Below are 20621 nucleotides of genomic sequence, written 5' to 3'. Positions count from 1 at the left end.
ATTGATCGCTACGAATCTGAAGAGCCAGGCCCAGCAGTCGCTCAAAACGCCACCTTCACCCCAAGCATGCCTTCGTAGCTGTGGTTGTCGCCGTCGACAGCCTTCTGGTAGCCGACAGATACATAGAAGCTGGTGTCCGCGCCGGCCTGCCAGTCCAGCCCTGCGTTGACTTCACCCCAGCTACCACCCAGATCAGCATCGAACGGCACGAAACCGCGTGCCGAGGAGAACTCGGTCTGCGGGTCGCCCTTGAACTCGTGCCATACGCTCGGCCGCACCCACAGGCTGGTACGCAGCACTTCGCCGTTCTTCGCCTCGCGATACCAGTCCTTGTCCAGGCGTACCCCGACCCGGCCGATCAGCGACTCGACATCCTCGAAGCGCACGTCGGCGGCGATGTCGTGGCTGTCGTCTAGATCGACAGAGCTGTAGATCACCTGCGCCTGCGGTTCGATGTACAGGTCCTTGTCGATCTGGAATGGGTAGCCGCCTTCCAGCGAGGCCGTATAGCCCCAGCCATCGCTGTCCAGTTTGCCCAGGCTGTCCGGTTGGGCTTCGATGTCGAAGCGGTTGAGCTGCAACACGCCATCCAGATACCAGCCTTCGGGACCGAAGTGCGTCCAGTAACCGCCGAGGCTGTAGGCACGCAGCGTGTCGTCGCCGGCATCGGCGCCGTTGTAGTGTTCGATGCCGCCGTCGATCGTGCCGATGGCCAACGACAGGCCGGCCTGGTTGGTGCTGCCGTCGGTGTCTTCGCTGCGGTACAGATCCAGACCAACCTGGAAAGCGTTGAGGTCGTAGTCGTATTCAGGCGTCTCGCCTAACGGCCCGGCATCGCCACGTTCCTGCTCACCGTGCCGATAGATCGCCCGCCCCCAGCCCAGCGAGGGGCCGTAGGTTTCCTCGCTGTCCGCCGGCAACGGCGCTCCGGCCAGACGGCGCTCCTCGCCCACCCGCTCGTGCAGGGTGTCGATGATGGCGCGGCTGTAGACCAGCGCCAGCGCCGGCACCGCGGAATACAGCGAGGTTTCCGCACGGTATCTGGGCGTCGGTGCGGGCGGTGCGGGCGGCGCCGGAGGGCTTGGCGGAGCTGGAGGTGAAGGCGGACTTGGTGGAGCTGGCGGGCTTGGAGGCGTAGGCACCTCGCTCGAGCGCAGGTACCAGGCCTGTTCGTTGCTGCCATCGGTGCTGGAGCGCTGTAGCGCGTATTCGTACGGGCCGGCAACCACCCGCCCGGACAGCTCAAAGGCGCTGGCTGCGGTGGTGCCGCCATTGGTGGCGTCCACCACCAGGATGCCGTTGCCGGTGGTGAGCGCCCCGCCTCCCAATGCTCCCGAGGCATCCGCCGCGTTGCGGATGAGCAACTGGCTGGTATTGGTGGTCGTACCGCCATCGATGACGAGCTTGTCCGAAGGCGAGCTGTCGTCGCCGAGGTACGTATTCAGGGCGATGGTCCCGCTGCCTGCCACATAGTCCCGAGTGGTCACCGTTTTGAACACGCCACCGACCGGCAACGCGAAGTCGACCAAGCCGGTGTTGCTCAGTTGTTGGCTCAATGTGGAGTCGCCGGTCACCGTCCAGGTGCTGGTGGCGTCGATGGAGACGTTGGTAATAGGCGCGGAAGTGGCTGTGGGCGCTGAAGGAGTAGGGAGTGGTTCCGGTGGCAACGGCTCCCTAAGAGAAGCCGCCAATGTTGGTGCCGTAGCAGGCGCCGCGCCAGTCCAGTGGGACCCGGTCGCCAGGTCAATATTCACCGTGCTTGCCGGTGCACCGAAGGCATTACCTGTGAGGACGCTGGATTGCGATGCGTTGAGTTGTATCGTGGTGGGCTGGGGATAAGAGGTGCGCTGGTCAAGAGCAGCTACCAATGCCTGTCCACCGAATACAGTCGCGCCCTTGGATACGTTGACTGTGAGTGGGCCGCGTGCCCCGATGGCGACTTCCTGTTCACTGCTCAACCCACCGCCCGAGATATTGACTCGGTTGGTATCACCCGTTGTGCCATTCACTGAATACAAACCGGTCGTGCCCGGGCCATTCGCCTTTACGGTCGTGTCTGTCAGGTCGATCGTGCCGAGCCCATGGTTGATGTACATCGCAACACCGCCACCCGACGTGGTTACTTGCGTGTTGCGTGCGGTGATCTCTCCGATCTCCACTCGGAATCCGAAGGAGCCTGTACCAACCGTATTGATCACGTTGCTGGTCAGGTCGATCGTCCCCTTGGCGGCATGCACGCCGGCGGCCGGCTGCTGCCCGGAACTGGGTGAAGCTATTACCGAAACCGAGGTGCCCGTACTGGCAAGGCTCCCGCCGCTCGTACTGGCAACCCTCGGGTCGCTCGTAACGAGCAGGCCTGCCGCCGATGAAAAGGCAGAAAAACCACTCATGATCGGGGTGCCCGTAGGGGTCCAAATGCCCACTGTGCTGAAGGCCGGATGAGCGGCCGTCGAGACGGTGATATCACTCTTTCCAGACAAGACGACTCGGCTATCGGCACCTTGCGCCCACGCCCCGGCTCCAACGTTGGGGCCTTGGACGGTGACACTTTCCAGCGCGACGCTACCCCCCGTGGTAGCCAGAATGCCTGTATTAGAGTTTGGGACAAAAGTGCCACTATTCAGGGTGATGGAGAGGCCAGGGCCGATATGGCCGGGAGCAAGGGTCGCTCCGACCGAAGCAACCCCAACGCTTTGGCTTCCGTTTACTGTGACCGTTGAGCTCGCTGGCATCGAAACGCTACTGCCTGCCCCCTGAAGATAGACGCCGTACACGCCGACACCATCGGTTCGGCCCGCCGTGATGGGAACAACTTCCGTCGCCGTCACCTTGCCGCCGGTATTGACGCCTATTCCCATGGCATGGCTACTTGAGAAGCGGATGGAGTTGCCGCTGTCCAGCGTAATCGTGGCTCCAGGATTGGCCAGGATGCCATGCCCTCCGCTGCTCCCTACACCTGTATTTTCTATGGTCAGATCCGAGAGAGTGGCCGTACCGTTCGAGACCAGCAGTGCCGTTCCAAAACGGGACGTACCAACGTTCGCGCCCTTGGGTACTAGCAGCGCTCCACCACTAATGTTGAGCGCATTGCCGTTTACGCTTTGGACGCAGATAGCCCCGCTTCCTGCATTCAGAATCAGTGTCCCGGCGGTGACGTTGATGGCAGGAGTCGCAGCGGTCGTAGAAATATAGGTGCCGTCGTTCAGGGTGGTGTTTGAAGAGACATTGACGGTAGACGTTTGAGTCGGGGTGGTAGGGCAGGTCTGCGCATCAGCCGACAGGGGCATCAGCATTGCCGGCGCTAACGTGGCACCGATTAGCAGACGACGGATGGTCAGAGACAAGGCGGATGGATAGAAACGGTGGCACACATCACTCGAGTCGAGTACTACCGGATACAAGTGGTTGGCAATAGCTTTCGTCTGCATGGCTGATCCTTCAGAAGTTGACCCTAACGTTAGCTTATTGCGCGCAAGTATCGACCTTTTGCAACAAACACACGGCAACATCCGGCAACTGTTCAAAAGACACCACCTTGCGCTAGCGTGCTGTCGCCGCGTATATCGTTACTTCCCTCTGCCCTCAGGAACTCCGATGACTGCAACGCCAAACGGCACCATCGCAATCGACACGGGAAGTCCGCCGCGACTACGCGTCCTGGGCGACTGGACGCTGGCTCACTTCGTTGACCTGCAAACCCAGATCAAGCGTGTACCGCGCGAGGCCGTGGTCGAGATCGAGATCGAGCAGATCGATTTCGCCGGGATCGGCCAACTGGACACCGCCGGCGCGGCGCTGCTCGGCGAGTTGCTCGGCGCGACTCGGCTGAACGAAGTGGCGCAGGGCCTGAGCGCCGAACGCCGAGCCTTGCTGGAGACCGTGGGCAAGGCCCTGGCTGACAACCCGCAGGCCCCTCCCCGCACCCGCGACTACCGGTACGGCGACGTGTTGGCACGTATCGGTTGTGCCGTCAGCGAGTTCGGTCAGCAGGTGCTGGCCTTGCTCGGCTTTATCGGCATGACCCTGCAAGCATTGATGCGCAGCCTGTTCCGCCCGAGCCGCTGGCGGGTCACCTCGCTGGTCGCACATATCGAGCAGACCGGCCTGGACGCCATCCCGATCATCGCCCTACTGACCTTCATGGTCGGCGCGGTGGTGGCGTTCCTCGGCGCCACGGTGCTGGCCAACTTCGGCGCGACCATCTACACCGTGCACCTGGTGGCGTTCTCCTTCCTCCGTGAGTTCGGCGTGCTGCTCACCGCCATCCTCATGGCCGGCCGCACCGCCAGCGCCTTTACCGCGCAGATCGGTTCGATGAAGGCCAACGAGGAAATCGACGCCATCCGCGTACTCGGCCTCGACCCGATGGTGCTGCTGGTGCTGCCGCGCATGTTGGCGATGATGATCAGCCTGCCGATCCTGACCTTCATCGCCATGCTCTGCGGCATCACCGGCGGCGCGGTGGTCAGCGCCTTACAGCTGGACATCTCGCCCACCATGTTCCTTAACGTGCTGCAGACCGAGATTCCCGTGCAGCACTTCCTCATCGGCATGGTCAAGGCGCCGTTCTTCGCCTTCATCATTGCCATCATCGGCTGCCTGGAAGGCTTCAAATCCGGCGGCAGCGCCAAGTCAGTGGGTGACCACACCACCTCGGCGGTGGTGCAGTCGATCTTCGTGGTGATCCTCCTCGATGCGGTGGCGGCGATGTTCTTCATGGAGATGGGCTGGTGAGTGGCGAAGCGCTGGTCGAAGTACGCGGTCTGGTCAATCGCTTCGGCCCGCAGGTGGTGCATGAGAATCTTGACCTGGAGATCCGCCGCGGCGAGATCCTCGGCGTGGTCGGCGGCTCCGGGACCGGTAAGTCGGTGCTGCTGCGCAGCATCGTCGGGCTGCTGCGGCCGGCGGCCGGCAGCATCCAGGTGTTCGGCGAAAGCCTGCTGGACGCTCCGCCGGAACGCCGCTCGCAGATCGAACGGCGCTTCGGCGTGCTGTTCCAGCGCGGCGCGTTGTTCTCCTCGCTGACCGTGATCGAGAACATCGCCCTGCCGCTGATTGAGCACGCTGGCCTCGCCCGCCCCGATGCGGAACAGCTGGCCCGCGTCAAAGTCGGCCTCGCCGGGTTGCCCGCCGATGCCGGTGACAAGTACCCAGACTCGCTGTCCGGCGGCATGATCAAGCGCGCCGCGCTGGCGCGGGCAATCGCCCTCGATCCGGAAATCCTGTTCCTCGACGAACCGACTGCCGGCCTCGACCCGATCGGCGCGGCGGCCTTCGATCAACTGATCCTCACCCTGCGCGATGCACTAGGCCTCAGCGTGTTCCTGGTCACCCACGACCTCGACACGCTGTACAGCATCTGCGACCGCGTCGCCGTGCTGTCGCAGAAACGCGTACTGATCGCCGACACCCTGGCCGTGGTCGAAGACACCGACGACGCCTGGATACGCGAATACTTTCACGGCCCACGTGGCCGCGCGGCGCAAGACGCTGCGAACCAGGAGAAAGCCTGATGGAAACCCGTGCGCATCACATCCTGATCGGCCTGTTCACCGTGCTAGCGGTGGGCAGCGCGCTGCTGTTCGCCCTGTGGATGGGCAAGTCCAGCGTCGACCGCGAGTTCAAGCTGTATGACGTGGTGTTCAAGGAGGCGGTCAGCGGCCTGTCCGTCGGCAGCAGCGTGCAATACAGCGGCATCAAGGTCGGCGATGTGATCCGCCTGCGCCTCGACCCCAAAGACCCGCGCCAGGTCCAGGCACGCATCCGCGTGGCCGGTGACACGCCCATCAAGGAAAACACCCACGCCCGCCTCGCCCTGACCAGCATCACCGGCGGCTCGGTGATCCAACTGTACGGCGGCACGCCGAAAAGCCAATTCCTGGCTACCCAGCATGACAAGCCAGCGATCATCGTCGCCGACCCCTCGCCACTCTCGCGCCTGCTGGAAAACGGCGAGGACATGGTCACCAACATCAACCGCCTGATCGCCAATGCTAACCGTATGTTCTCCAGCGAGAACATCGACCGGGTCAGCAGTACCCTCGAGAACATCGAGCAGGTCACCAGCACAGTGGCCGGGCAGCGCGGCGAGATCCAGCAGACCCTGCAGCAGCTCGCGCAAGTCAGCCGCGAGGCCAGCAGCATGCTGCAACAGACTGGCGAGCTGATGCGCAACACCAACGGCCTGCTCGATAAACAGGGACGCAGCGTGATGGACAGCGCGGCGCAGACCATGGCCTCGCTGGACCGTACCAGCGCCGGTCTTGAACAGATGCTCAACAGCAACAAGGACTCGTTGAACGGCGGCATCCAGGGTCTCAGCGAAATCGGCCCGGCGGTGATCGAGCTGCGCAACGCCCTGGCCTCGCTGCGGCAGATGACCCAGCGCCTGTCCGACAACCCGAGCAGCTTGCTGCTGGATCGCCAACAGACCAAGGAGTTTCAGCCATGACCAGCGCCCTTCTCCGCAGCCTCGGCCTGGCCTCGGCCACGCTGCTGACTAGCTGCTCGCTGCTGCCGCAAGCCGAGACAGTGCAGACCTACCTGCTGCCGCACGGCGCCGCCCAGGCACCGGCCAACCGCGGCGCGGTGCCGCAATCGCTGAGCATCAGCCGCCCGCAGGCCAGCCTGCTGCTCGACAGCACGCGCATCGCCGTGGTGCCACAAGGCAGCGAGATCAGCACCTATAAGGGCGCCCGCTGGAGCAATCAGACCACCGCGCTGTTGCGCGACCGGCTGTTGGAAAGCTTCCAGAACGACGGCCGCTTCGCCGCCGTGAGCAGCGACGAACAGCATGTGCAGGCCGACCTGAGTCTGGTCGGCAACCTGATGGCCTTCCAGAGCGAGTACGTCAACGGCAAACCGCAGGTTGTGATTCGTCTCGACGCCCGCCTGGTGCGCGATGCCACCCAGCGCATCATCGCCAGCCGCAGCTTCGTGATCCGCCAGGCGAGCCAGGATGCCGCGGTGCCCGCGGTGGTAAATGCCTTCGGCCAGGCCAGCGACCAGTTGGCCCAGCAACTGATCGAGTGGACCGCGGCACAGGCCAAGACACTGAAGTAAGCGCGCACCACAACGGCGTCGTTTCGCCTTGTTGCGGTGCAGCCCATAGGATGGGTTGAGCTGGCGATACCCATCGCGACGAATTGATGGGTATCGCTGCGCTCAACCCATCCTACGAATGCCCAATCCCGACGCAGCGACGCACCAGATCGGCACCAATTCGCTTTAAAGCAGTGCGACTTCCCCCTCCAGCGCCCTGATAAACCCGTCAAGCCCATGGAAAACCGGCGTTAGTGCGACTTGGCACGCCCTCTGCAATAACGACTCCGACTATCACATAAAGCATCCCCCTCAACGGCGAGGGGGACGCTTCCCGAAGAACGGGATTGGACAAAGGCGTCCTTGCTGGGTAACCGGCAGGGCGCCTTTTTTGTTTCCGCGGTTTTTGTGCCGGAGAACGTGCATGAAAAAGCTCAAGTTGGTCCTCATCGGTAATGGCATGGCTGGGGTTCGCACCTTGGAAGAGCTGCTCAAGCTCGCCCCGGACATGTATGACATCACCGTGTTCGGCGCTGAGCCGCACCCGAACTACAACCGCATCCTGCTTTCACCGGTATTGGCCGGCGAGCAGAGCTTCGAGGACATCGTGCTCAACGACCTCAACTGGTATGCGGACAACAACATCAAGCTGCTGCTCGGCCGCAAGGTAGTGAAGATCGACCGCAAGGCACGCAAGGTCATCGCTGCAGACGGTACGGAAGCCGAATACGACCGCCTGCTCATCGCCACGGGCTCCAACCCGTTCATCCTGCCAGTGCCCGGCAATAGGCTGGACGGTGTGATCGGCTACCGCGACATCGCCGACACGCAGATGATGATGGAAATCGCCAAGACCCATAGCCACGCAGTGGTCATCGGCGGTGGCCTGCTCGGTCTAGAAGCGGCCAATGGCCTCAGACAACGCGGCATGCAGGTCACCGTGGTGCACCTGTCCGACTGGCTGCTCGAGCGTCAGCTGGACAAGACCGCCGGCAAGCTGCTGCAAAGCGCGCTGGAGTCGCGCGGTATCCACTTCCGCCTCAACGAGCAGACCGAAGAGCTGATGGACAACGGCGACGGCCGTGTCTGCGCCGTGCAGTTCAAGAGCGGCGATGTGATCCCCGCCGACCTGGTGGTGATGGCCGCCGGCATCCGCCCAAATACCGAACTGGCGGAAAAATCCGGAATTCCCTGCAACCGCGGCATCCTGGTCAACGACACCATGCAGACCTATGACCCGCGTATTTACGCGCTCGGCGAATGCGCCAGCCACCGCGGCATCGCCTACGGCCTAGTGGCGCCCTTGTTCGATCAGGCCAAAGTTTGCGCCAACCACCTGGCCCAGTTCGGCTTCGCCAGCTACAAGGGCTCGGTGACCTCGACCAAGCTGAAAGTCACCGGGATCGACCTGTTCTCCGCCGGCGACTTCATCGGCGGCGCCGGCACCGAGACCATCACCCTCTGGGATCCCATTGGCAGCGTCTACAAGAAGCTGGTGATCAAGGACGATCAGTTGGTCGGCGCCTGCCTGTATGGCGACACCGTCGACGGTGGCTGGTATTTCGAGCAGGTGCGCGAGAAGGCCAACATCGCTGAGATCCGCGATTACCTGATGTTCGGCGCCGGCAGCCTGGCGGACGCCGGGCGCGTCGCCGGGCGCGTCGCCGGAAGGTCCTGACAATGACCCAGACCACCGCCTCGACCTGCTGCTACTGCGGCGTCGGCTGCGGCGTGCTGATCGAGCACGACGGCGAACGCATTCTCGGCGTGCAGGGTGATCCAGCGCATCCGGCCAACTTCGGCAAGCTGTGCAGCAAGGGCTCAACCCTGCATCTGACCGGCGATCTGGATGCCCGCGGCCTGTACCCCGAGCTGCGCCTGGGTAAAGGCCTGGCCCGCGCGCGTACCGACTGGGACAGCGCCCTCGAGCACGCCGCCAATGTATTCGCCGAAACCATCCGTGAGCATGGCCCAGACAGCGTCTCCTTCTACGTCTCCGGCCAGTTGCTGACAGAGGACTATTACGCCTTCAACAAGCTCGCCCGGGCGCTGGTCGGCACCAACAACATCGACAGCAATTCGCGGCTGTGCATGTCTTCGGCAGTGGTCGGCTACAAGCGCAGCCTCGGCGCCGACGCCCCGCCCTGCTCCTATGAAGACATCGAGCAGAGCGATTGCGTGCTGATTGTTGGCAGCAACATGGCCTACGCGCACCCGATCCTGTTCCGCCGCCTGGAAGCCGCCAAGGCACAGCGCCCGGACATGCGCGTTATCGTCGTCGACCCGCGACGCACCGACACCTGCGATCTGGCCGACCTGCACCTGGCGATCCTGCCCGGCACCGACGTCGCGCTGTTCCACGGCATCCTCCACATCCTGATGTGGGAAGGCTGGATCGACCGGAACTACATCGACGCCCACACCGAGGGCTTCGACGAACTGAAGAAATTGGTGCGCGACTACACGCCTTCTACCGTGGCCGATATTTGCGGCATCTCCGTGGGCAGCTTGCAGGCCTGCGCCGAGATAATCGGCAAGGCACCCTCCTTCCTCTCGCTGTGGTGCATGGGCCTCAACCAGTCCAGCGCCGGCAGCGCCAAGAACAGCGCGCTGATCAACCTGCACTTAGCCACCGGGCAAATCGGCCGCATCGGCAGCGGCCCCTTCTCGCTGACCGGCCAGCCGAACGCCATGGGCGGTCGTGAAACCGGCAGCCTGAGCAACCTGCTGCCCGGCCACCGCGACGCCGCCAATGCCGAACATCGCAGCGAAGTCGCCGGCTACTGGGGCGTCGACGCGCTACCGCAAAGCACCGGGCTGACCGCTATCGAACTGTTCGATGCGGTACGCGACGGCAAGATCAAAGCGTTGTGGATCGCCTGCACCAACCCCGCGCAGTCGCTGCCTGACCAAACCAAGGTCCACGAAGCGCTGTCCGCCTGCCCGTTCGTGGTCGTGCAGGAAGCCTTCTTCACCACCGAGACCTGCCATTACGCCGACCTGCTGCTGCCCGCCGCCAGCTGGGGCGAGAAAGAAGGCACGGTGACCAACTCCGAGCGCCGTATCAGCCATGTGCGCCGTGCGGTGCCGGCGCCCGCCGAAGCACGTCCGGACTGGGCGATCACCAGCGACTTCGCCCGCCGCCTGGAGCAGCGCCTGCGTCCAGGCCAACCTAGCCTGTTCGACTTCGTCAACGCCGAAGCGCTGTTCGAGGAGTACAAGCCGCTCACCGGCGGCCGTGACTTGGACTATTCGGGCGTCAGCTATGCCCTCCTCGACGCCCAGGGCCCGCAGCAATGGCCGTTCCCAGCCGGCGCCAGCACCGGCACGCCACGGCTGTACAGCGATGGCCGTTTTCCCACCGGGAACGGTCGCGCGCGCTTTATCGCCGAGGCCTATTGCGGGCCCAAGGAGCGCCGCGAAGCGCGCTTCCCGCTGACCCTCAATACCGGTCGACTGCGCGACCAGTGGCACGGCATGAGCCGCACCGGCACCGCCGCCCGGCTGTTCGGCCACGCTCCCGAAGCCGCGCTCAGCCTGCATCCGGATGAAATGCGCCTACGCCGACTGCAGGACGGCGACCTGATCAAAGTGCGCAGCCGCCGTGGCAGCTTGGTCATTCCAGTGCAGAGCGATGAGGCGATCCGGCCTGGCCAAGCCTACCTGCCGATGCACTGGGGCAACCGTTTCCTCAAGGGTCTCGGCACCAATGTGCTGACCATGCCGGCGTTCGACCCACTGTCCAAGCAGCCGGAGCTCAAGCACGCCGGCGTCGAGGTGGAGAAAGTCGAACTGCCCTGGCAGCTGTTCGCCTTGGTCGAGGGTGACGTGCAAAAGCGTTTCGCCGCGCTGCGCCCGCTGTTCGAGGAGTTCGCCTACGCCAACCTGACTCTCACCGGCCGCGAACGCCCCGCCCTACTGATCAAGGCCGCCAACGCGATGGCGCCGGAAGCAGAGCTGCTGACACGCATTGATGAGTTGCTCGGCGTTAACGAAGGTCCGGTGCTGGCGTATGACGACCCACGGCGCACCGTCGGCAAACGCGTGCGCATCGAAGATGGGCGCATCACTGCGATTCGTCTGGCCGGCGAAACCGCCGCCCGCGACTGGCTGAAAGGCCTGTGGAGTGAAGGCAAAGCCGACACCAACCTACGTCGCTGGCTGCTCGCGCCGCTGGCTACCCCACCGGGCTCGGCGAGCGGGCAGAAAGCCAGCAAGACCCTGTGCAACTGTCTGAACGTCAGTGAGGGCGCAGTCTGCGCCGGCATCGCCCGCGGCCTCGATCTCGACGGTCTCAAACGCGAGCTGAAATGCGGCACCAGCTGCGGCTCCTGTGTCCCGGAAATCAAACGACTGCTGGCGCAACAGCCGGTGGCAGAAACCGCCTGAACAACAACCGTAGGGTGGAAAACCGCGCAGCGTTTTCCACCAGAACAAGTCGGTGGGCAACGCTTCGCGGTTGCCCACCCTACGAGGAGATGTCGCTATGAACGCAAAAGTCTGGCTGGTGGGCGCAGGCCCAGGTGATCCGGATTTGCTGACCCTCAAAGCGGTCAAGGCCTTGCGCCAGGCAGACGTCGTGATGATCGACGATCTGGTCAACCCGGCGGTGCTGGAACATTGCCCGGATGCACGGGTGGTGCCGGTCGGCAAACGCGGCGGCTGTCGCTCCACGCCGCAGGCATTCATCCATCGCCTAATGCTGCGCTATGCCCGCCAAGGAAAATGCGTTGTGCGTCTGAAAGGTGGCGATCCGTGCATCTTTGGTCGCGGCAGCGAAGAAGCCGATTGGCTCGCCGCTCACGGTGTCGAGTGCGAGATGGTCAACGGCATCACCGCTGGCCTGGCTGGCGCCACCAATTGTGGCATTCCCCTGACCCTACGCGGCGTAGCCCGGGGTGTGACCCTGGTCACCGCTCATACTCAGGACGACAGCAGCCTCAACTGGCAGGCCCTGGCCCAGGGCGGCACCACTCTGGTGGTGTACATGGGCGTGGCCAAGCTCGGCGAGGTGCGCGACAGCCTGTTGGCCGGTGGTATGCGTGCAGATATGCCCGTGGCCATGATCGAAAATGCCTCATTGCCCGTGCAGCGGGAATGTCGCAGTAGTCTGCAACGAATGGTTGGCGATGCATCGGCATTTCAACTGAAAAGCCCGGCGATCCTGGTGATCGGCGAGGTGGCAGAGAGCGTTCAGCACCTGGCACTGGCGCAAAGCGCCTGAACCCTTTCTCCTGTGGAGCACCTCAACCGGCCGCACCAGGCCGGTTTTTTTTGCCTCGCTGTAAAGAGGAGCAAAGCTCGAGCTCCCTATCCTTCTTCCAAAGAAAAACCCGGCCGAGGCCGGGTTTTTCTTTGCGTGAAACTCAACCTAATTATTTAGGTTGGGCTTCCACTTCAGCTTCTACGCGACGGTTGACCGCACGGCCTTCCGAGGTGGCGTTATCGGCCACTGGGCGGGACTCGCCGTAACCAACCGACTCGATGCGCTCGCCGCCGACACTGTACTGGTTGACCAGCACGTCTTTAACCGCGTTGGCACGGCGCTCGGACAGTTTCTGGTTGTAGGCGTCAGTACCAACGGAGTCGGTGTGACCTTCCACGGTGGTGGTGGTCGACGGGTACTGGGTCATGAAGTCAGCCAGGTTTTTGATATCGCCGTAGCTTTCTTCTTTTACTTTGGACTTGTCGAAATCGAATTTCACGTCCAACTCGACACGCACATTCTCGGCAGCAGCCGGGCAACCATCGGCGTCAACGGTGACGTTGGCCGGGGTGTCCGGGCACTTGTCGACGTTATCGCACACGCCATCGTTGTCACTGTCGGCGCAAACTTCGGCAACCGGCTCGGCTGGCGGTACCGGTTGAGCACCACCGAAGTTCACACCGACACCAACACCGGCCATCCACTCGGAATCACCGCGGTCGAAGTTGTAGAGGCCATCTACGCCACCACGGGCATAGAAATGCTCGGTGAAGTAGTACTTCAGGCCGGCACCGAGAATGCCTTGAGTGGTGCGGTCACGTCCGCTGGCTTCCTGGCCAATGCTCTGGTGGCCGACACCTGCGGAAACGTACGGACGCAGGCCTGGGCCAGGTTGACCGAAGTGATACAGAGCAGTCAGGGCGCCATTGTCACCCTTGATGTCTTTGTTGGTCACATCGGTGCGAATGTCGTGGTACTGCCCATAGGACAGGGCCAGTTCGACATCTTCGGTCAGGAAGTAACCGAGCGAACCACCGAGCAGGTTACCTTCGTCGCCGTTGTACCCGCGAGTAGTGTCAGTGAAATAACGATTGCCGAAAATTTCCGCCTCAACGGCACCTTGGCCTTGGGCCAGTGCGCCGAGCGAAAGACTTCCGACCAGTGAGCCAATGACAACGCCTAAGGTGTTTTTCAATTTCATCCGTAAAATCCCCAGTTAGATGTAGTACGAGTTGCTGTAGAACACGTGAACCTACCTCAAAGTAGTAGACAAATTTCGTTATGGCGAGCCACGCCAAACAAGATTTTTCGCCGCCTACCGGCCACTTGCAAATTCTCCCGCAACCTGAGTGCGACGAAAAAGACTCAGCGAATACGCCGCACACAAGTCTGAAGGTGAGCAAACGGCGAAGTTCAGCAAAAATTCCTAGAGTTGCGACTTGCTTGGTATTTCACTGCCGCCCGATATCGTAAGTACAACTCCCGCCCCATCTTATATAAGGCAGTCAGCATCTCAACCCGGCTGAAGGAATAGTTCACGCGGCGATTTCTTATATTCACGGCCATTATTGCAATCATAAAAAAGGCCACTCTTCCCCTGCCTAAAGAAGAGTGGCCAGAAATACAGAGCGGACCCGACCTTGGGTCAAGCTCAATCATCGCGCTGTGATTACCGCCAGTTTTGTGATGCCTGCACGCTCGATGGATGCCATCGCTTTGGCCACCACGCCGTAGTCCACCCCGTCGTCGGCCTGCAACTGCACGCGCAGTTCAGCATCTTTGGCTTTGGCGCTTTCCAGGTTGCCCTGCAATGCCTGCGCCTGAATTTCGTCCTTATTAATGAACAGCTTGCCGTCGCCATCGATACTCACCACCAGAGGATCTTTCTGATCAGCCGGGGCGACGGCCTCGGTTTTTGGCAGGTTGATGTGAATCGAATTGGTCAACAGCGGTGCGGTAACGATGAACACCACCAATAGCACCAGCATCACATCGACCAGTGGCGTGACATTGATTTCGCTAAGCACTTCGTCGCTGTCTTGAGTGGAAAAGGCCATATCAGGACGCCTCCTTCACTTTTGTCGGGCTGGCGGCAGCTTTCGCGGCGGGCAATTGGATCAGCTTGAAGGCGCTCTTCTGGGCCAAGCTGTAAAAGTCATGGGCGAAGTCGTCGAGATCTGCGGCGGAGAGCTTCAGACGACGCAGGAAGTAGTTGTAAACCAGCACCGCGGGCACAGCGACGGCGATCCCGACACCGGTTGCCACCAGCGCCGCGCCAATCGGTCCAGCTACCGTTTCCAGACTCGCCGAACCCGCCGCGCTAATGCCTTTTAGCGCTTCCATGATGCCCCACACGGTGCCGAACAGCCCGATAAACGGCGATGTCGAGCCAATCGATGCGACCACTGCCAGACCGCTTTCCAAAGAGCGGCGCTCACGCTGGATCTGCTGACGCAAGGCGCGCTCGAGGCGATCCTGATGATTAATTGCCTGGCTCAGGTCGCCTTGACCGTTGTCCTGAATGCGGATGGCGCCAAAGCCGGCTTGCGCCACACGCGAGACCGCGCCGGGTTGAGTGGTGACCAGCTCGGCAGCGCCATCCAGGCTGGAGGCGCCCCAGAAGAGCTTCTGGAACTTGCGATCCTGGCCTTTCAGGCGACCGAACTGCACGCCCTTGAGCAGCGCCAAGCCCCAGGTCAGGACGGAAAAGCCGATCAGCAGCCAGATGACCGCGTGTTCGATGGATTCGAGGGGTGATGCCAATAGGTTCATGTCGGGCTCTCTCTGTTCAGCAAAAAAATGTCGGTGTGTTCAATCAATGCAGGCGGAAATCAATCGGCACGCTGACCCAGCCGTCCTGGGCCACATCGCCGCGCTTGGCGGGGACGAAGCTCCAGCGCTTGACTGCGCGCACCGCGGCCTCATCGAGCGACTCGCGGCCACTGGAGGTCTGCAGCTGGATTTCGCTCGGCTTACCGTTTGCCAGCACATGGACCCGCAGCAGTACCGTACCTTCCCAGCCGCGGCGTTGGGCCAGCGACGGGTATTCCGGCGCGGGATTGCGCAGGTAACCGGCGTTGGCAGTCGGCGGCGTGACCGGTACGGCCGCGGGTGGCGGCGGCGTCGGTGCTGCCACTTCCTTGGCCGCGGGTGCCGGCTCAACAGGTTTCGGTGCCGCTTTCGGCGGTGGCGGAACAGGCTTGGGTTTGAGTTTCGGCAACGGCTTGGGGGGCGGTTTGACCGCCAGCTCCTCCACCGGCGGTGGTGGTGGCTCGACCGGCTGTACGATCGGCTCGGGCGGTGGCGGCTCTACCACCGGCGGTGCCGGGCTGGCGAACTCGATGGTCATCGGCGGAATCTCCACCGGCACTTCTGGCAGGACCGGGGCTGGACGCTGAGCCAGCCAGTAAATCAGCGCACCATGCAACACCAGGGCAAATGCCCCGAGCAGCACGCCTTCCCGGCGGCTAAGCGCGCCCTTTGGCCTTACGTGATGCTGGCGATCGCGGCCCAGCGGTTGGCGATGCGGGCGACCCAGGTCCAGCAGATCGGCGCTGGGCGTTTCTCGCCAGAACAATCCCTGAGTGCTGGCCGTGCTTTGTGCATTGCCCATCGACTTGCTCCTCGAAAATCCTGATGCATTCCGCTAGCAACCGCCATATCGCGCTGAAAGGTCCAGTGCAGAGCGGTTACCGCGGTTGAGGAGATGATCTACGGCCGTTCTTATCCCATAAAGTAATCTTTATTAATTTTATAATTCCTTAAAGGAATATAAAAACTCTAACATATTGTTTTTAAACGTATTTATTTAGTGAAAAGCGCACAACGCATAGTAAAAATGCCTCAAAGGCATGAGCGAGCTGAAACGCGCGCCAGTCTCCCCGCCTCTCCAGTCAGTAAAAAGCCCCGAACAGCGCGAACTGCTGGGGCTGGAGAGGTTTTTGCACTACTCAGAACGGGCGGCTGCCCGCCAGGCTGATGCGCTTGAGGTTGCGTCGTTCGCGGGGATCGAAGGCAGTCCGCGCGTGCAGGGTCGCCTGGTTGTCCCAGTAGACGATGTCCCCCACTTGCCAGCGGTGGGTGTAGTAGAAGCGCGGCTGGCTGATGTGCTCGCGCAGGCGGGCGATTAGCGCCTTGCCGCGCTCCGGGTCGTAACCGGGGATTTCCACCTCGGTGGAGACGCTGAGATAAAGCAGGCGCTTGCCGCTCTCCGGATGCACACGCACCAGCGGGTGCTCGGTGCCCTGGATCGGTTCGATATCCGGCGTGCGATAGCTGACATGTGCGCCGCCATAGCCGCCCGCACGGATGCGGATGAACGGGTTGTAGTTGATCAGCCGCAAGTCATCGATTTCGCGCTTGGTCTCCTCGTCGAGCGTTTCATAGGCCAGCGCCAGGTTGTACCAGCTGGTGTCGCCACCTTTGGACGGCACTTCCAGGGCATATAGCAGGGAGCCCGACGACGGCACCGGCGTCCAGTGGTGATCGGTATGCGCCGGCAGCGCGAAACTTCCCAGCTCGCCCTCATCTTGATTGGCCACGCGCACGATCTCTGGCGCCTTGCCATCGGTGCCGGAGGACAGCACCGGAATATCCGCGGGCGGCTGGAACACCGCACCGAAATAGGTGGAGAAATCGAGGAACTGGCGATCGTCGAGGTGCTGTTGGCTGAACACCAGAATGTGGTGATCGCGCAGCGCCTGCTTGAGCGCGACGATTTGCGTGGCGGTTAGCGGCTGGCGGGCATCGAGGCCGCTGACCCGGGCGCCGAGTGGCGCATCCAGCGGGGTGATGGCGAAAGTTTCCGGCTCCTGAAGAAGCGCGGCAGCGGATTGGCTCATGGTTCGTCTCTCATCAATGGTATCGGTAGAAAATATGCATCAACCTTTGCGCACGGTCTGGCTGCGCTTGCCGTCGATGCTCACCGGCACGTCGCCGGCCAAGGTCACACGGCGCACCACGCGGCCCTGGTCGCCGTAGTCGTCGACCGCGTAATGCTGGGTGGCGCGGTTGTCCCAGATCGCCACGTCAGCTTCGCGCCAGCGCCAGCGCACGGTGTTTTCCAGGCGGATGACATGGTTTTGCAGGACATTGAACAGCTGCGCCGAATCGCTCTGCGACAGGCCTTTCAAGCGTTTGACGAAATGCCCGAGGAGCAGCGTGCGTTCGCCGCTGACCGGGTGCACGCGGACCACCGGGTGCTCGGTCTCGTAGACGGTGGAGGCGAAGATCTGGCGGTACTCCTCCAGACGCGCCGGGTCGACGCTGAGTTTTGCCGAGGCGTAGTCGTACTCGTTGCTGTGCACTGCCCAGAGCTTGTCGGCCAGCTCACGCAGCTCGCTGGGCAGATCGTTGTAAGCACTGGCGGTATTCGCCCACACGGTGTCACCACCGGCTGTGGCGGCCACCACCGAACGCAGGATCGAGGCTTTCGGATAGGCATCGACGAAGGTCACGTCGGTGTGCCAGGAGTTGGCCCGCCGCCCTTCGGCGCCGTCCAGTTCGAGCACATAGGCGGTGCCGGCGCGCACCGGTACGGTCGGGTGCGCGACCGGCTCGCCGAGCAGATTGGCGAAGGCTTCCTGGCCCTGATCGTCGAGATGGGTCTGGTCGCGGAAGAAGATCACCTTGTGGGTCACCAGCGCCTGCTGGATGGCGGCGACGGTGGCGGCGTCGAGGTCGCCGGCCAGTTTCACACCGCGAATCTCGGCGCCGATGCGCCCGGCGACCCGATGGATATCGAGGACGGCCAGTTGGCTGGTGATGCTCTGTTCTACGGCTAATGCGGCATTGCTCATGGTGTTTCTCCTTGAGGATTTGGCTGCGCGGCAGCCGGTCAGATCGTGACTCGATCAGCTCGTGACCCGGTCAATCGTGACCCGGTCAGAAGTCGTAGCGCAGGCTCACGCCAGCGGTGCGCGGTTGGCCGACGGACGCGGTGTAGGCGCCGTTGCTGAAGGCGAACGCAGTCAGGTAGTAGTCCTTGTCGGTGGCGTTCTTGATCCACGCGGAGGCGTCCAGCTGGCCCTCGCCGACGTCGGCGCGCACGCCGATCGAAGCGTTGACCAGGCCGTAGCCATCGATTTTCGACAGGTCGGAGTTATCCAGCGTCCCCTCCGCCTCGGAGCGGTAGGAATAGCCGGCCGTGACGTAGGGCTGCAGGCCGTTGCCCAGGCGCCACTGGTACTCACCGTTGAAGTTGCCAATCCACTTCGAGGCGCCGACCACCCGTTCGCCAGTCAGGTCGCAGACCGCCGTCGGGTTAACCGTGCTGACCTCGCCGGGGCATGGCGCGTCCTTGAACGACAGGTAGGTGACGTCGTTGTAGGAGCCGTTGAAGTTCAGGGTCAGCCCCTGAAACGGCAGGTAGCTGGTCTCGAACTCCACGCCGCGGGAACGCACGCTGCCGGCGTTGGCGAGCACCGAGACCGGGGTCAGCGAACTGCCGTTGGTGGTCAGGGTGGTGGCCTGGTAGCCGTGGATGCCAGTCCAGAACAGGTTGGCGTTGAACAGCAGGCGGCCGTCCAGCTGGGTGCTCTTGAAGCCCAGCTCGGCATCGTTGGCACGCTCCGGGCCGACCACCAGCGAGTCGCTGCCGAAGCCGGCCGATGGCGCCACCAGGTTGACCCCGCCGGACTTCTCGCCATGCGCCAGGCTGGCGTAGCCGAGCAGCCCGTCGGTGATCTTGTAGCTGAGGCTCAGCAGCCCGGACGGCGCGGCGTTGTGCAAGCCGAAGTCGCCGGTGTCGAGGCTGCCCATCTGGTTGCGGCGGGCGGCGGCGAGCGGGCCGGTCAGCGGCGCTCCGCCCGAGGGGTCGAAGCGGTGCACGCGGGCCTGCTTCTCCTCGTAGGTACCACGCACACCCGCAGTGAAGTCCAGACGGTCAGTCAGGTGCCAGTTGCCTTGGGCGAACAGCGCGTAGCTGTCGGTCTCGATCTTGCCGTTGGTCTGGCTGGTGGCGTTGTTGAAGATGTTGCGATTCACCCCGGTGAGGAAGAGGTCCGCCAGCGGGCCAAACTCCTGCACGGTCTTGTTGCCGAGGTTCTGGTTGAACAGGTAGGCGCCAACCACATAGTCGAAGGCGCCGCCGGTGGGCGAAGCCAGGCGGAATTCCTGGGAAAACTGCCGGTCATGGACCTCAACACCGCCGTGGATCAGCGCCGGGGCGTCGGTCAGGTCGGTGTCGTTCAGCGGAACGAAGTGCCAGTAGCGGTAGCCGCTGATCGAAGTAAAGGTATGGCCGCTGCCGAGGGTCCAGTTGGCCTCCAGCGACGTGCCGCCCTGCCAGACGTTCACCGCCTGGTCGGAGTCGATGTTCACTTCGCGCTTCTTCGGGTCGTACTGCGGATTGCCGCCGATCAGCGCGGCGCGCTCGCGGAAACGATCGGAAACGCCGTACAGCGCCCAAACCCCGTTGGTGGATTTTTCCTGGTTGTAATCGGTTATCCAGCGCAGGTTGAAGTCTTCATTCGGCTCAAACAGCAACTGACCGCGCGCCCCTTCCCGTTCGCCACCGATGAAGGTGCGGTCGTCGTGCTGGTTGTCGATGTAGCCGTCTTCACGGGTGCGGTAGGCGGACAGGCGCCCGGCCAAAGTCTCGGTCAGCGGGCCAGAGACGGTGCCCTTGCCCTGAAAGTAGCCACGCTCGCCACCGGAAATTTCCACACTGCGCTCGGGAGTGAAGGTCGGCTTGCGGGTGGTGATGTTGATCACCCCGGCCGTGGTGTTCTTGCCGAACAGCGTGCCTTGCGGGCCACGCAGCAACTCCAGCTGCTCCACATCGAGCAGGTCGAATACCGCCATGCCCGGACGGCCGAGATAGATGTTGTCGAGATAGATGCCGGCGCTGCCTTCCAGGCCATCGCTGGCCGGGTTGTTGCCGATACCGCGCACCGCGATGCTCGACTGCCGCGCATGGATGTAGGCGACGTTGACGCTGGGCAGGATCTGCTGCAGGTCCTGAACCCGGTAGACCTTTTGCTGCTCGAGGGTGGCACCACTGACCGTGGTGATCGGCGTCGGAACATCCTGCACGTTTTCCTCGCGGCGCCGCGCCGTGACGGTCACTTTCTCCAACTTCGCCTCGTCGGTCTGCGCCTCGGTTTGTTCGGTCTGGGCGCTGGTTTTTTTCACGTCCTGCGCCAGCGCAGCGTTGCTGTTGAACAGCCCGCCGAGGGCCAGCAACAGGGTCAGCGCGTAATCCGGAGCAGCAAGGCGGCTTACGGCCAGTGGCTTGCTGATGCGTGCTCGAAAACGTTGATCGTTCTGTGTGCGTTGCGGACTCATGGTGCTTCCTTTTCATCCCCAGCCCGGCGGCAAACGCCAGGCAATACGAACCCTTACCAGCAAACCTGGCAGCGAAAAAATGCGTGGT

14 protein-coding genes and 1 pseudogene are annotated in these 20621 nt (G+C 62.7%); 7 read left to right on the top strand and 8 right to left on the bottom strand.

Translation table 11 applies throughout. From position 1 onward, the window contains the following. Positions 1–41 precede the first annotated feature (41 nt). Positions 42–1556, bottom strand: coding sequence for an autotransporter outer membrane beta-barrel domain-containing protein (locus tag NVV93_RS08790; RefSeq protein WP_258254055.1), 1515 nt, complete (start codon positions 1554–1556; stop codon positions 42–44). 2038 nt (positions 1557–3594) lie between these two features. Between NVV93_RS08790 and NVV93_RS08785 the strand changes: the two genes are divergently transcribed. The 7 genes and pseudogenes from NVV93_RS08785 (at position 3595) to cobA (ending at position 12265) form a co-directional block, all read left to right on the top strand. Further along, a complete protein-coding gene (locus NVV93_RS08785; protein WP_258254054.1) occupies positions 3595–4734 on the top strand; it encodes an ABC transporter permease in 1140 nt (379 codons plus the stop codon). Continuing rightward, positions 4728–5513, top strand: a complete 786-nt coding sequence (locus NVV93_RS08780) for an ABC transporter ATP-binding protein (protein ID WP_258254318.1) — start codon at positions 4728–4730, stop codon at positions 5511–5513. Before NVV93_RS08785 ends, NVV93_RS08780 begins: the two co-directional genes overlap by 7 nt. After that, on the top strand, positions 5513–6451 hold the full coding sequence (locus tag NVV93_RS08775; RefSeq protein ID WP_258254053.1) for an MlaD family protein: 939 nt from the start codon (positions 5513–5515) through the stop codon (positions 6449–6451). The genes NVV93_RS08780 and NVV93_RS08775 overlap by 1 nt, the downstream gene beginning before the upstream one ends. Continuing rightward, positions 6448–7062 carry an ABC-type transport auxiliary lipoprotein family protein gene (locus NVV93_RS08770; protein ID WP_258254052.1) on the top strand — a complete coding sequence of 205 codons (615 nt, stop codon included), beginning with the start codon at positions 6448–6450 and terminating at the stop codon, positions 7060–7062. Before NVV93_RS08775 ends, NVV93_RS08770 begins: the two co-directional genes overlap by 4 nt. A gap of 403 nt (positions 7063–7465) precedes the next feature. Next, positions 7466–8686: pseudogene (locus NVV93_RS08765) on the top strand (NAD(P)/FAD-dependent oxidoreductase); the annotation flags it as partial. A 35-nt stretch (positions 8687–8721) separates the two neighbouring features. Then, positions 8722–11430, top strand: coding sequence for a nitrate reductase (locus NVV93_RS08760; RefSeq protein WP_258254050.1), 2709 nt, complete (start codon positions 8722–8724; stop codon positions 11428–11430). Positions 11431–11527: 97 nt separating this feature from the next. Further along, positions 11528–12265 carry a uroporphyrinogen-III C-methyltransferase gene (gene cobA / locus NVV93_RS08755; RefSeq protein WP_258254049.1) on the top strand — a complete coding sequence of 246 codons (738 nt, stop codon included), beginning with the start codon at positions 11528–11530 and terminating at the stop codon, positions 12263–12265. A gap of 151 nt (positions 12266–12416) precedes the next feature. Here cobA and NVV93_RS08750 read toward each other — a convergent pair whose 3' ends face one another. From NVV93_RS08750 to NVV93_RS08720, 7 genes are all read right to left on the bottom strand, one after another. Further along, positions 12417–13448: an OmpA family protein gene (locus NVV93_RS08750; protein WP_258254048.1), complete on the bottom strand. Its 1032-nt coding sequence runs from the start codon at positions 13446–13448 to the stop codon at positions 12417–12419. A 454-nt stretch (positions 13449–13902) separates the two neighbouring features. Beyond that, a complete protein-coding gene (locus NVV93_RS08745) occupies positions 13903–14304 on the bottom strand; it encodes a biopolymer transporter ExbD (RefSeq protein ID WP_258254047.1) in 402 nt (133 codons plus the stop codon). A gap of 1 nt (position 14305) precedes the next feature. After that, positions 14306–15019, bottom strand: coding sequence for a MotA/TolQ/ExbB proton channel family protein (locus NVV93_RS08740; protein ID WP_258254046.1), 714 nt, complete (start codon positions 15017–15019; stop codon positions 14306–14308). Positions 15020–15062: 43 nt separating this feature from the next. After that, positions 15063–15860, bottom strand: a complete 798-nt coding sequence (locus tag NVV93_RS08735; protein WP_258254045.1) for an energy transducer TonB — start codon at positions 15858–15860, stop codon at positions 15063–15065. Between the two features lie 337 nt (positions 15861–16197). Further along, complete coding sequence (locus NVV93_RS08730; protein WP_258254044.1) at positions 16198–17088, bottom strand: TauD/TfdA family dioxygenase; 891 nt, start codon at positions 17086–17088, stop codon at positions 16198–16200. A gap of 39 nt (positions 17089–17127) precedes the next feature. Continuing rightward, entirely contained in the window at positions 17128–18045 is a 918-nt protein-coding gene (locus NVV93_RS08725; protein WP_258254043.1) for a TauD/TfdA family dioxygenase, read from the bottom strand. 85 nt (positions 18046–18130) lie between these two features. Continuing rightward, the gene (locus tag NVV93_RS08720; protein ID WP_258254042.1) at positions 18131–20533 is read right to left on the bottom strand and encodes a TonB-dependent receptor; all 2403 of its coding nucleotides are present in this window, start codon (positions 20531–20533) and stop codon (positions 18131–18133) included. Between the last annotated feature and the right edge of the window lie 88 nt (positions 20534–20621).

This window comes from Pseudomonas sp. LS44, assembly GCF_024730785.1.
Classification (GTDB): domain Bacteria; phylum Pseudomonadota; class Gammaproteobacteria; order Pseudomonadales; family Pseudomonadaceae; genus Aquipseudomonas.
Note: the sequence above shows the minus strand (reverse complement) of the source record. Positions and strands in the feature narration are given on the sequence as shown.

Excerpts from the sequence above, each read along its gene's own strand:
- NVV93_RS08785 (WP_258254054.1), top strand. The coding sequence starts at position 3,595 with ATGACTGCAACGCCAAACGGCACCATCGCAATCGACACGGGAAGTCCG.
- NVV93_RS08775 (WP_258254053.1), top strand. The coding sequence starts at position 5,513 with ATGGAAACCCGTGCGCATCACATCCTGATCGGCCTGTTCACCGTGCTA.
- NVV93_RS08770 (WP_258254052.1), top strand. The coding sequence starts at position 6,448 with ATGACCAGCGCCCTTCTCCGCAGCCTCGGCCTGGCCTCGGCCACGCTG.
- NVV93_RS08760 (WP_258254050.1), top strand. The coding sequence starts at position 8,722 with ATGACCCAGACCACCGCCTCGACCTGCTGCTACTGCGGCGTCGGCTGC.
- cobA (WP_258254049.1), top strand. The coding sequence starts at position 11,528 with ATGAACGCAAAAGTCTGGCTGGTGGGCGCAGGCCCAGGTGATCCGGAT.
- NVV93_RS08750 (WP_258254048.1), bottom strand. The coding sequence starts at position 13,448 with ATGAAATTGAAAAACACCTTAGGCGTTGTCATTGGCTCACTGGTCGGA.
- NVV93_RS08745 (WP_258254047.1), bottom strand. The coding sequence starts at position 14,304 with ATGGCCTTTTCCACTCAAGACAGCGACGAAGTGCTTAGCGAAATCAAT.
- NVV93_RS08740 (WP_258254046.1), bottom strand. The coding sequence starts at position 15,019 with ATGAACCTATTGGCATCACCCCTCGAATCCATCGAACACGCGGTCATC.
- NVV93_RS08735 (WP_258254045.1), bottom strand. The coding sequence starts at position 15,860 with ATGGGCAATGCACAAAGCACGGCCAGCACTCAGGGATTGTTCTGGCGA.
- NVV93_RS08730 (WP_258254044.1), bottom strand. The coding sequence starts at position 17,088 with ATGAGCCAATCCGCTGCCGCGCTTCTTCAGGAGCCGGAAACTTTCGCC.
- NVV93_RS08725 (WP_258254043.1), bottom strand. The coding sequence starts at position 18,045 with ATGAGCAATGCCGCATTAGCCGTAGAACAGAGCATCACCAGCCAACTG.
- NVV93_RS08720 (WP_258254042.1), bottom strand. The coding sequence starts at position 20,533 with ATGAGTCCGCAACGCACACAGAACGATCAACGTTTTCGAGCACGCATC.